Origin of the sequence: Piscicoccus intestinalis NBRC 104926 (assembly GCF_001515525.1) — a bacterium.
Lineage (GTDB): Bacteria > Actinomycetota > Actinomycetes > Actinomycetales > Dermatophilaceae > Kineosphaera > Kineosphaera intestinalis.
In genome coordinates, this window is sequence record NZ_BCNQ01000062.1 from 16,312 (window position 1) to 27,923 (window position 11,612).

Here is an 11,612-nt window from a genome sequence, read left to right on the forward strand (position 1 = left end):
TGCGCCGGTCGAGCAGGACTCGGCCGGCGCGCGGCTATCCCTCGACGAGCCGATAGTCGCCGGCCCGAGACAGGGCGGCCGCGACCGCCTCCCGGTCGACCGATGCCGACTCCTGGTGCTTGATGACGAGGGTGGCGGTCGGCGCGTCGGTGACCTCGAAGGTCGCCTGCCCGATGCCCTCGTCGGCGAAGATGTCGAACAGCGGCTGCAGGGCCTTCTTCACGTCGTCGACGGTGCGCACGCCGGCCACCTGCAGCCGCGTCTCGACGATTCTGACGTCGCTCACCTAGATCCTTCCGTTGAAGGCCTGCATCGAGGAGTCTTCGCGGGTGCCGCCCTGGCCGTCGCCGAAGACCGAGTAGTCCGCGATCCAGTGCAGGGAGCGGACCCACTTGACCATCTTGTAGCCGTGCCCCGACTCGATGCGGACCCGGGCGGGACCGCCGAGGTACTCCTCGATCGGGTGTCCGTTGCGCTCGTACGCGAGGATCGTGTCGTCTTCGGCGAGCATCCCCAGATCGATGCAGGCGTAGAAGGGTTCGCGGGGGCGGTTGTCGTACATCACCTGCGCCAGGCCGAACGACTCGATCATCACGTAGTTCGCACCATCCGGCTTCGGGCCGAGTTTCGCGATGACGTCCTGGAGGCGGACCCCGGTCCACCGGGAGGTCGCCGACCACCCCTGCATGCACGTGTGGGTCGCGACGTAGGAGACCTGCGGCAGGGCCTTGAGGTCATCCAGGGTGAGCACCGTCTCCGTGCCGTTGACCTCGTCCTTGAGCGTCAGCGTCCAGCTCTTCCACCCGTCCTCGCGGGCCGCGTGCCACTCGGGCGACTCCTCCGGCGTGGGCGGCAGGCCGTTGGTCCAGTGGAACTGCGAGATGTCGGCGTCGGTGTAGGTGGTCTGGTGCTGGTTGCGCGGCTTCATCCAGTTGAGGAAGACCCTGCGTCCGAACTCGGTGAAGGCGACCGTGAAGCGCTGCGCCCGGCGGCGGTCGGCCAGCGACCAGTAGCTGAGGAAGATCCAGAACGCGACGACGGCGACGACGACGGCGACCAGGATCGTGATCGCCTGCGCGGCCCGCCCGGTGTCGACGTCACCGAACACCATGTGCACGACGTTGTGCTCGCGGTGCACGAGGAACACGAGGCAGACGTGCATGATGATGAAGCCGGTCATCAGCACCATGCCGATGAAGTGCAGCGACCGAGCGCCCTGGTGGCCGCCCCAGAACTTCACGTACCAGGGGTAACGCGAGCGGATCGCGGGAGACATCGCGACGCCGGTGAGCATCATGAACGGCGCCAGGACGAAGATGACGAACGTGTAGCCCAGCTGCTGCAGGGCGTCGTACGGCGTGAAGTGCTCGATCGACGGGGTGCTGAAGCTGAGGTAGGTCAGCAGCGAATGCCAGGCCTCGGGGATGACGTCCCAGGAGGTCGGTACGATCCGGCGCCACAGGCCGGTGGCGAACAGCAGCGTCACGTAGACGAGGCCGTTGAGCACCCAGAACATCACCGACAGGCCGTGCCAGTGCCGCCCCAGCCCGATGTTCTCCCGGCCCGGCAGGCCGATCAGCGGAGACAGCGACTTCTCGTCCATGAGGGAGGTGTAGACACCCTCCTCCTTCGGCAGCTTGCGCGACGTGAACCGCAGCCACTCGGTGCCGGGGGCGCAGTCCTTGCGCCACCACAGCCGTGGCAGTGACGAGAGCATCTCCCAGCCGGAGCGCAACAACATCCCGATGAGGATGAAGTTGATCAGGTGCCCGGCACGAAGCCAGAGAGGAAAGTCGGGATTCATGGCGCCTACTCGCTCAAGCGGAGATTGTCCGGTTTTGCAAGTGCAAAACCTGCGGTGGGGTTGAACATTACTCCGGTCCCCACCGGCGAAAGTAGGCAATGAGCGACGCTGATTGTGAGGTAGGTCACACTCGCCTGGGCGAGGTCAGGGGAGGCTGCGGAGCCAGCACGCCCCGGCGTCGTGGCGGCACGGGCTCACTCGAGCAGCGGTCTCACTCGACGAGGCCGGAGGACCAGGCGAGGGCCGCGATCTCGACGCGGTTGCGCACCTGGAGGCGGGTCGACACGTTGACCAGGTGGGTCTTGACGGTCGCGACGGTGACCGTGAGCTCCTTGGCGATCTCGGCGTTCGTCAGGCCGCGGGCGACCAGGCGCACCACCTGCAGCTCCCGCTCGGAGAGCTGATCGAGCCTGGAGTCGGGCCGGCGGGCCCGCGGGCGGCGCTTGAGCAGCGCGAGGGTCACCTCGGGGGAGATGAGGGCGTCGCCGGCGGCCGCCGCCCGCACGGCCGCGACGAGGATCTGCGGTCCGGCGTCCTTGAGCACGAATCCGGACACGCCGGCCTCGATCGCCCGGTCGACGAGCTCGTCGTCGTCGAAGGTCGTGACGATGACGACCTTGGTGACGGGCGTCAGGAGCCGCGCGGCCTGCAGGCCGTCGAGGCGCGGCATGCGGATGTCGAGCAGCGCGACGTCGGGGTGGGTGGCCCGCACGGTGTCGACGGCCTGCACCCCGTCGACGCATTCGCCGACGACCTCGATGTCCTTCTGCGCGGTGAGGATCATGGCCATGCCGAAACGCACCATCTCCTGGTCGTCGGCCAGCACGACGCGAATGCTCACGAGCCTCCTGCCTCCTTCGATAACACCGATTTCGGTAACACGGCCCGCACCCGCCACCCGCCCTCGGGGCGGGGCCCGGTCTCGACGCGGCCGCCGACGAGGTCGGCGCGCTCGGCGATGCCCGGCAGGCCCCAGCCTCCGCCGAGCTCGGCCGGCTCGTTCGAGAGGTCGCCGGTGCCGTCGTCGCGCACCTCGAGCACCAGGTCGCCGCCGGTGCTGTCGATCACGACGTCAACGCGTCGCGCGTCGTGGGCGTGCCGACGCACGTTGCTCAGCGACTCGGCGACGATGCGGTAGGCGGCGGCCGCGATCGCCGTCGTCACCCGTTCGTCCCCGCTGCGGTGCAGCTGCACGGTCGCGCTCGTCGTGTGGGCGAAATCCTCGACGAGCCGGGCGACCTCGACGAGTTCCTGCCGGTGCGGAGAGGTGTCGGCCGAGCCGGAGCCCGTCTCCTGGCGCGAGGTGGCGACGATGACGCGCAGCCCCTGCAGCGCGCGCTCGCCGGCGCCCTCGATGCGGGCGAGCAGCTGGGCCGTGCTGGGATCGTTCGTCGTGGCCCGTGCCCCCTGCACGAGCACGACGATTCCGGCGACCTCGTGGGCGATGACGTCGTGCAGCTCGCGGGCCATCTCGCGGCGTTCCCGGTCGCGCACCTCGACCCGCTGGCGCACGAGCCGCAGCCGCTGCTGGCGGTAGAGCAGCCCGACGGCGACGGCCGCGGCGGTGAGGATGCCGATGACCGGCACCTCCGGCAGGCCTTCGAGGCCGCCGACCAGCGGTGCGGCTACGGCCCCCGCGGTGAACGCCAACGCGGCGGCGGCCGGGGCCGACGGCACCGGGGCGTGATCGGGGGTGAACCACTCGTCGACGGCGCCGAACAGCAGGCTGGCGACGACCGCGAGCGTCCACGAGGTGCCGCCCGGATAGGGAAAGTCGGTGTCGACGCGCATGAGCAGGTCCACCAGTACCCACACGACGGCGACGGCGCCGATGAGCCGCCACCAGGACCGGCTCCGGATCGGCCGGCCGACCGCGACGGTCAACAGCGTTGCGCCGCAGAGCAACCCGACCACGTCGACGTAGAAGCCACCCTGGCCCGGGGCGCCGGTGACGGGATACAGCAGCAGCGAACCGGGGCCGAGCACGGCGATGAGCAGGGCCAGACGCACCTGGCCAGCTTAGATGGCGCCATGCGGCTCGCTCGGGGCGCGTGGGGTCAGCGTCGACGAGGCGGGCCCGGGGCCCTCCATCGGCAGCACCGCGCGCACCCGCCAGCCACCCTGCGGCAGCGGTCCGGTCTGCACGTGGCCACCGACGAGGTCGGCGCGCTCCGCGATGCCCTCCAGGCCCCATCCGCCGCCCGGGGAGCCGGTCCGGTCGGTGTCGTCGTACGGGTCGTGACCGTCGTCGGTGACCTCGATGACGAGGGCGGCGCCGCTGGTGTCGAGCAGCACCTCGATGGCCTGCGGCTCGACGGCGTGGCGATGCACGTTGTTCAGCGACTCGGCGACGATCCGGTAGGCCGCGGCCGCGATGGGCGTGGCGACCGGGGCCTCGCCGCGCCGGGTCAGGCTCGGCGAGGCCGTCGTCGTGTGCGCGAAATCGTCCACCAGGCGGGCGACGTCGTCGAGGCTCTGATTGTGCGGGGCGGTCGCGGGAGCGGTCGGCTCCTCGTCCTCGCGGGAGGCAGCGACGATGGCGCGGATGCCCTCCAGGGCCCGGCCTCCGGCTCCCTCGATGCGCTCGAGGGCCTGCCGCGCCATGGGGTCGGCGGTGCTGTCGCGCACCCCCTGGGCCAGGACGACGATGCCGATGACCTCGTGGGCGATGACGTCGTGCAGCTCGCGGGCCATCTGGTTGCGCTCGCGGTCGCGCACGACGATGCGCTCGGCCCGCAGCCGGCGCCGCTGGGCCCGCTGGAGAAAACTGACTCCCCACGCGGCGGACGTCATGGCGAACATGAGCGGCAGCATGCCCAGCCCCGGGCGGAGGCCGTTGAGCATGGGGGAGAAGAGCCCGACTCCGGCGAGCGCGATGGCGAACAGCACGGTGCCCGTGGGCAGCGGGGAGAACTCCGGCACCGTCCAGCGGTCGATCGTCGTGACGATCATCGCCGAGAGCAGCACGAGCATCCACGTCGTGCCGCCCGGCCACACGCTCGCCGGGTCGCCGTTGACGCCCATGGCGATGACCGTGACCAGCCACACGACGCAGATCGCGATCGCGAACGGCCACCACGAACGCCCCTGGAACCGGCGCCATCTGGCCGTCACCATGAGGATCCCGCCCATCGTCGACCCGATGGCGTCGATCGCGGCCGTCGACGGCAGCACGACTGCCGGGTAGATCATCAGCGTCGGCGGGATGATCACCGCGAGCAGGTAGGCCAGGGGCACGCCGACAGCGTAGTTGCCTGAGCGACAACAGGGTTGAGACCCGATGTTTATGGCGGGACGGGGCGCGGCAACGGTGCCCGACAGGTTCCGTTACCAGCCCGGTGCCTCGAGTCAGCCCAGGCCCGGCGGTTGCGGCGGCCGGGTCAGCCGGTGCCGGCCAGGTAGGCGAGCGCCGCGACGACGGCGGCCTCGGTGCCGGTGCGTAGGGTCGGCTGGATCGCCGGCGCGAACCCCGGGTTGTGGTTGGGCAGCACCGGCGCCCCGGGCAGGAAGCCGCCGTTGCCCCAGTAGGTGTACGGCACGCCGAAGGCGTCGGGGATGATGCTGAAGTCCTCGGAGGCGGGCACGGGGGCGAGCGGGTGCACGCGCTCGGCGCCGAAGTGCTCGACGAACGCGGCGGTGACGCGCCGGGTGGTCTCCTCGTCGTTGGACGTCAGCGGGAACGACTCGTAGTGGTCGAACTCCGGCTCCTTCGGGCAGGCGCCGGCCGCGCACTCGGCGTTGACGATGCGTTCCACGGCGGCCAGGATGCGCGCGCGGACGTCGAGGTCGTACGCGCGCACGTTGACGAGCAGGGTCGCGCTCTCGGGGATGATGTTGGCCTTCGTGCCCGCCTGGATGCTGCCGACGGTGACCACGCCGAACTCGGCGGGGGCGATGACGCGGGCGACGATCGACTGCAGGCGCACGACGATCGACGCCGCGACGACGACCGGGTCGACGCCCAGGTGCGGCATCGAGCCGTGCGAGCCGGTGCCGTGGATCGTCACCCGCAGGCAGTCGCCGGCGGACAGCACCGGGCCCGGGGCCGTGGCGACGTGGCCCGCCTCCGGGGTGGTGAGCACGTGCTGGCTCAGGCAGACGTCGGGCGTGGGACGGCGTCGACGAGTCCGGCATCGACCATCGCCGCGGCGCCCCGGCCGATCTCCTCGGCCGGTTGGAACAGGGCGAGGTACGTTCCCGACCAAGCGTCGCGAGCGGCGGCGAGCAGCCGGGCGGCGCCGAGGGCGCACGCGATGTGACCGTCGTGGCCGCACGCGTGCATGACGCCGACGGTCGCGCCGTCCGCGTCGATCGAGGTGGCCGTCGACGCGTAGCCGAGACCGGTGGTCTCGGTGACCGGGAGGGCGTCGATGTCGGCGCGGAACAGGACCGTGGGTCCGTCGTCGTTGACCAGCACTCCGACGATCCCACCGCCGAGCTCGTGGACCTCGAACCCGAACTGCGTCAGGTGCTCTCGGATGATCGCCCGGGTCCGGTCCTCCTGGAACGACAATTCCTGGTGAGCGTGCAGGTCTCGGTACAGGTCCTCCTGCCACGAACCGATCGCGTCGAGTCCGGCCAGCACGGCGGTGGCCGGCGGACGACCGTCTCGTGGCGGTTGCGGCGTCGGCGGCTTGGGCGGCTCCGGCGGCGTGGGGCTGTGGGGCGTCACGACGTCTGCTCCTTCTCGACCGGGCCGTCGGCCGGCTCGGCGGGCTCGGCGGGCACGGGCGGGGGAGGCTGGGCGGCAGCGGCTCGGCGCATCGCGACGACCGCGACGACGGTCAAGCCGATGAGCACGACGGGTGCGACATAGAACCCCGGCACGTAGGAGCCGGTGACGTCGCGGACGAGGCCCCACAGGGGCGCCCCGAACGCCATACCGAGCAGATACGCCGTGCCGAGCAGCGACCAAATGCGCCCGAAGTCGCGTGGCCCGACGGCACCGGCGACGAGCAGCGGAGGCTGCACGGTTCCGTTGGACATGCCCGCCGCCATGAACACCATCGCGACGAACGTGAGGGCGACGGGGGAGCCGTAGACCATGTGCGGCAGCCACAGAAAGGTCAGGCTCTGCGCGCCGAGGGTGAGCAGCATGGCGAGCAACATGCCGACCTTGTCGTTGAGCCAGCCGAGCAGGGGTTTGAAGACGATGAGCCCGATCGTCCACGTCGTCATGAGCGCGGAGAAGAATGCGGTCTGCTCGGCGGGCTGGCGGCGCAGCGGGATCGTCGGGTCGGCGTAGACGGTGTGTCCCTGCAGGTAGACGGCGAGGATCTGCGCCGCGCCGTGCACGACGCCGAGCGCGAGAATCGCTGCGAACACCACCCACACCCAGGGTGAGCGGACCGCCTCCGCGTAGGTGAGGCCGGGGAGTCGCGACGGGTCCTCGGCGGCCGCCGCGCGGGCCTCGGCGCCGGTGGCGCCCAGCGGCAACAGGCCGACGTCGGCGGGCTTGTCGACGATGAGCAGCAGCGTCGCCAGCGGCGGAACGACGAGCACGACGGCGGCGGTGACGAGGTAGGCGGTGCGCCAGCCGGCGCTCGCGGAGATCATCGGGATGAGGAACGACCACATCGCGCCGCCGAGGCCGGTACCGCCCATGACGACGCCGAGGGCGGTGCCCTTGCGTCGGGCGAACCAGTTGTTGACCCAGATGATCGGCACAAGTTGGAAGCTGAGCCCGCAACCGATGCCGAGCACGATCCCGGCGGCGTAGAAGGCGAGCACGCTGCCGGCGAACGAGAACAGCACCAGGCCCGCGGCGGCGATCACCGAGCCCACGTACATCAGCGGCTTGGGGCCCCACCGGGTGAGCAGCGCGCGGCCGATGAACATCATCGACACCACGATGCCGATCAGCATCAGCGTGTAGTACCAGAGGTACGTCGACTGTCGCTGGGGGAACAGTTCGGCGATGACGTACGGGTGGAAGAACGACAATCCGGACAGCGGCACCGAGCCGCCGATCATGACGAAGAAGCCCCCGAGCGCGACGGTCCAGTGCCGCCGGGTCGGCTGGGTCGGCTGGTTCGCGGTGGCGGCAGGTAGGCCGGCATCGGGTTCGGCCATGGTGGACCCTCTTTTCGCGCGGGGCGCGGTCGGCGCCCGAGACTGCGATCGTCCTCGCGAATCCGCTGACGCGCCAGGGGTTCCGGCCTTCGGCCGCCGGGCAGGCCAGCCCGGGTAGGTGATTATTTCCCTTTGTCTTGACAGGCCGTCGGGATCGCGGTTGGGTCCGGGCATCCGTTCTGCAACGGCGCCAAACGGAGGAGATGCGGTGGACACCAAACTGATTCGTGCAAGCGAGCGCGTGACCGGGCGGGCCGCAGGCCCCACCCGACGGACCGTACTCGCCGGATCACTGGGTGCCGCGGCGACTGTCGCGCTGCACCCTGATCCAGCGCGAGCCGCAGTGGCCGCGCCGATGGCGGCGAGCCTGCGCTTGGGTGCGGGCACCGACTTCGCCGTCCGGGTCAGCCCCGACGGCGCTCGGCTGGCCCTGGACGTGCTCGGGGTGTGCTGGGTGATGTCGTCGTCCGGGGGAGCGGCGCGGCGCCTCACCAGCGATCTCGACGACATCGCCCAGCCGGATTGGTCACCTGACGGCGAACGACTCGTCTACCAGGCATACCGCGACGGTCGCTTCCACCTGTGGACGATCCGCCCGGACGGTTCGGACAAGCGGCAGTTGACCGACGGGCCCTTCGATCAGCGGGAGCCCCGGTGGAGTCCTGACGGCGGCCGCATCGTGTTCTCCAGCGACGCCGGTGGCAGCTACGGCATCCACGTGTACGACCTGACGAGCGGTCGGACGAGCCCCCTGACCGACTCCGAGGCGGACGAGTACGAGCCGTGCTGGTCGCCCGACGGCACGAAGGTCGCGTTCGTCACCGACACCACCACCGTCGAGACGATCGACATCGCCAGCGGACGTCGCTCCGTGTACGCCCGCGCGGGCGAGGACGACGTGGTGCGGATGCCGCAGTGGACCGCCGACGGTGCACACCTCGTCTTCCACGTGCTGCGCGCGGGGCGCAACGAACTCGTCACCGGCTCCGACCTGCGTCCGGTCGTCGAAGGTGAGGAGTGCTTCCCGTTCCGGGTCTCGTTCCACCCGGACGGGCGCATGTTCTACACCGCGAACGGAGCCATCCGTCACCGGGCCTGGACGCCGCCCGCTGCTGCCGGGCCGGCGGGTCGCGTCGGTTTCGTGTGCCCGGTCGACGTCCGAGCGGCGGACTACCGCCGGCGTGCCACCTCGATGGACGACCGCGCCTCGCGGCCGGTCGTCGGGATCGGCAGCCCGGTCATCAGCCCGGACGCCCGATCGGTCGCCTTCCGCGCTCTCGGCGATCTGTGGACGATGCGCTTCGGGCGGTCGCCGGTCGCCGTCGGCACCGACCCCACGTGGTGGTGGAGCGACCCTGACTTCTCCGCAGACGGCCGCCGACTGGCGTACTGCAGCGACCGCGGGGGCACGATCAACATCTGGGTCCGCGACCTGGCCTCCGGGGAGGACACCCAGGTCACCCACTTCACCGACTCCGCCGCCCTGTCCGTGCGATGGTCGCCGGACGGTCGCGACATCGCCTTCCTCGACCAGGAGGGTGCGTTGTTCACGGTCGACGTCGCCTCCGGCGCGGTTCAGAAGGTGTTCGACGCCACGTTCGAGCCCGGTCGCCCCACCTGGTCGCCGGACGGGCGGTTCCTCGCGCTCGCGGCGGTGCAGCCGTACTCCAAGCGTTTTCGGGAGGGTCTGAGCAAGATCCTCGTCATCGACCGCACGACCGGGGAGGCGGTGTACCACGACGCCGCGCCGCACACGTCGCTGCAGACCCGCGGCGACGACGGCCCGGTGTGGTCGCCCGACGGCGCCCATCTGCTCTTTGCCATGAAGTCGGTGTTGTGGGTCATGCCGATGGGCCGCGACGGGCGGCCGAGCGGTCCGGCCCGGCAGGTCACGCAGGAGCTGTCCGACGCGCCCACCTGGGCCGGCGACTCTCGCACGATCCTGTACCTCTCCGGGGGCCGGCTCCGGCGAACGCGGCTGACCGGCTCCGGGGTCACGGGCACGAGGACGATGGCGATGCCGCTGACGTGGCGCAACCACCCCGGTCACGATGCCGGGGACCTGGTGATCCGCGCCGGTCGGATGTGGGACGGCCAGGCGGAGTCGGTGCGCCGCGACGTCGACATCGTCGTGCGCGGTCAGCGGATCGTCTCGATCGCCCCGCGCTCCGACGCGGTGACGCAGGCGGCCGCGACGCTCATCGACGCGCGGGACAAGTTCGTCATGCCCGGTCTCATCGACTGCCACCATCACCGTCAGATGGCCGGCTACGCCTACGGCAACCGGCAGCACCGCCTGTGGCTGGCGCTGGGGTTCACGACGACCCGGTCGCCGGGCGACCCGGCGTACCACATGGTCGAAGACCGGGAGGCCGTCGGCTCCGGAGCGCGGGTGGGTCCGCGTTTCGTGGGCACCGGGGAGGCAGTCGATGGATCACGCATCTACTACAACTTCATGCGGCCGACCTACGACTCCCGGCAACTGCGGCTCGAACTCGAGCGGGCGCAGGCTCTCGAATACGACCTCATGAAGTGCTACGTGCGGCTGCCGGTCGTGTGGCACAAACAGGTCATCGAGTGGGCTCACCGCCGCGGCATCGAGGTGACCTCGCACTACCACTACCCCGCGATGGCGTTCGGTGGCGACTGCACCGAACACGTCGGGGCCACAAACCGTTTCGGGTACTCGCGGACGGTGACGAACGTCGGGTCCGGTTATCCGGACGTCGGGTCCGGTTGTTCGCGGCCTCGGAGATGCGCCGCACCCCGACGCTGTTCAACTCCGGCACCTTGTATCGCGAGGACGACTCACTCGTGCGCGACGCGCGCGTGCGCACCCTCAACCCGACGTGGCGACTCGCCGAGTTGGAGAAGGAGGCGGACACGGCCCGGACCGAGGACCAGGCGGTGACGAGAGCCGACCTGAAGCGCCGCGTGGAGCAGTGCCTGGCGATCACCCGAGCCGGTGGATACATCATCATGGGCACCGACAGCCCCATCGACGATCTGGCGGTCAGCTCGCACATGAACCTGCGCGCGATGGTGGCGTACGGCTACACCCCGCGGGAGGCCCTCATGACGGCCACGTCAGCCGCCGGCCGGTATTTGGCGCGGCCGCTCGGCGTGCTGCGCACGGGCATGCTGGCCGACCTGGTCGTCGTCGACGGAGACCCGCTGGAGCGCATCGAGGACGCCGCCAACGTCACGACCACGATCGTCGGCGGTCGGGTGCACACGGTCACCGACCTCGTGGCGCCGTACGCCGACAAGCCCGGTTCCGGCTCCGGCGCTGCCCGGGCCGGGCGTCGGCCGGCGGCCAGCAGAGCCTGCGACGCAACCGAATCCGCGCGCGTGCCCCGGCACCCCGGCACCGACGCCTTCTGGTGGAACCACCCGACGGTGCTGGCCGAGGCGCGACGTTCGTGCTGCCACGACGACTGAGGTCTGCGCGACTGCCCCCGGTGCGACGGGGCGGTCTTGACCGCAGCCGCGGCTACTCGTCGCCGGTCTGCACGACGTCGTCGAGGGAGTCGGGGTCGTAGCCGTCGCGGTCGACGTGCGGCCGGGGGCGCGGAGCCCGCGGTTCGGGCAGGTCGAACAGGCCCTCCGGGTCGCTGGCCAGCCCGCCGCGAGGGCCGGGCGTCGTCTCCTCCGGGGCGGCGGCCGTGCCGTCGGCGGCCGCGGCGCCCCGCGTTCCGGCGGTGCCGCTCGGGCTGCCTGAGCCGCTCGGGCTGCC

At 71.0% G+C, this 11,612-nt stretch carries 11 protein-coding genes; 2 read left to right on the forward strand and 9 right to left on the reverse strand.

What is annotated here, in order from left to right; translation table 11 throughout:
- Window positions 1-34 precede the first annotated feature (34 nt).
- The 8 genes from PINTE_RS11260 to PINTE_RS11290 all read right to left on the reverse strand — a co-directional run bounded on the left by PINTE_RS11260 (window position 35) and on the right by PINTE_RS11290 (window position 7,876).
- The gene (locus PINTE_RS11260) at window positions 35-286 is read right to left on the reverse strand and encodes an aldehyde dehydrogenase (protein ID WP_068430336.1); all 252 of its coding nucleotides are present in this window, start codon (window positions 284-286) and stop codon (window positions 35-37) included.
- On the reverse strand, window positions 287-1,804 hold the full coding sequence (locus tag PINTE_RS11265; RefSeq protein WP_068430338.1) for a molybdopterin-dependent oxidoreductase: 1,518 nt from the start codon (window positions 1,802-1,804) through the stop codon (window positions 287-289).
- 211 nt (window positions 1,805-2,015) lie between these two features.
- A complete protein-coding gene (locus tag PINTE_RS11270) occupies window positions 2,016-2,645 on the reverse strand; it encodes a response regulator transcription factor (RefSeq protein WP_068430341.1) in 630 nt (209 codons plus the stop codon).
- Complete coding sequence (locus tag PINTE_RS11275; RefSeq protein ID WP_068430344.1) at window positions 2,642-3,814, reverse strand: sensor histidine kinase; 1,173 nt, start codon at window positions 3,812-3,814, stop codon at window positions 2,642-2,644. The genes PINTE_RS11270 and PINTE_RS11275 overlap by 4 nt, the downstream gene beginning before the upstream one ends.
- A 9-nt stretch (window positions 3,815-3,823) precedes the next feature.
- Window positions 3,824-5,041, reverse strand: coding sequence for a sensor histidine kinase (locus tag PINTE_RS11280; RefSeq protein ID WP_068430348.1), 1,218 nt, complete (start codon window positions 5,039-5,041; stop codon window positions 3,824-3,826).
- A gap of 143 nt (window positions 5,042-5,184) precedes the next feature.
- Entirely contained in the window at window positions 5,185-5,886 is a 702-nt protein-coding gene (locus PINTE_RS24895) for a peptidase dimerization domain-containing protein (RefSeq protein ID WP_306304852.1), read from the reverse strand.
- An 8-nt stretch (window positions 5,887-5,894) separates the two neighbouring features.
- Entirely contained in the window at window positions 5,895-6,476 is a 582-nt protein-coding gene (locus PINTE_RS24900) for a M20/M25/M40 family metallo-hydrolase (RefSeq protein WP_306304853.1), read from the reverse strand.
- Window positions 6,473-7,876, reverse strand: a complete 1,404-nt coding sequence (locus PINTE_RS11290; RefSeq protein ID WP_068430351.1) for an MFS transporter — start codon at window positions 7,874-7,876, stop codon at window positions 6,473-6,475. The genes PINTE_RS24900 and PINTE_RS11290 overlap by 4 nt, the downstream gene beginning before the upstream one ends.
- 343 nt (window positions 7,877-8,219) lie before the next feature.
- On the opposite strand from PINTE_RS11290, the gene PINTE_RS11295 reads away from it, so the two are divergent.
- Window positions 8,220-10,787, forward strand: a complete 2,568-nt coding sequence (locus PINTE_RS11295) for a DPP IV N-terminal domain-containing protein (protein WP_068430353.1) — start codon at window positions 8,220-8,222, stop codon at window positions 10,785-10,787.
- Window positions 10,691-11,317: an amidohydrolase family protein gene (locus PINTE_RS22705; protein ID WP_068430356.1), complete on the forward strand. Its 627-nt coding sequence runs from the start codon at window positions 10,691-10,693 to the stop codon at window positions 11,315-11,317. The genes PINTE_RS11295 and PINTE_RS22705 overlap by 97 nt, the downstream gene beginning before the upstream one ends.
- Window positions 11,318-11,369: 52 nt before the next feature.
- Here the strand turns inward: PINTE_RS22705 and PINTE_RS23230 are convergent.
- On the reverse strand, window positions 11,370-11,612 hold a 243-nt coding region (locus PINTE_RS23230), incomplete at its 5' end, for a hypothetical protein (protein WP_373280152.1).

Excerpts from the sequence above, each read along its gene's own strand:
- PINTE_RS11265 (WP_068430338.1), bottom strand. The coding sequence starts at position 1,804 with ATGAATCCCGACTTTCCTCTCTGGCTTCGTGCCGGGCACCTGATCAAC.
- PINTE_RS11290 (WP_068430351.1), bottom strand. The coding sequence starts at position 7,876 with ATGGCCGAACCCGATGCCGGCCTACCTGCCGCCACCGCGAACCAGCCG.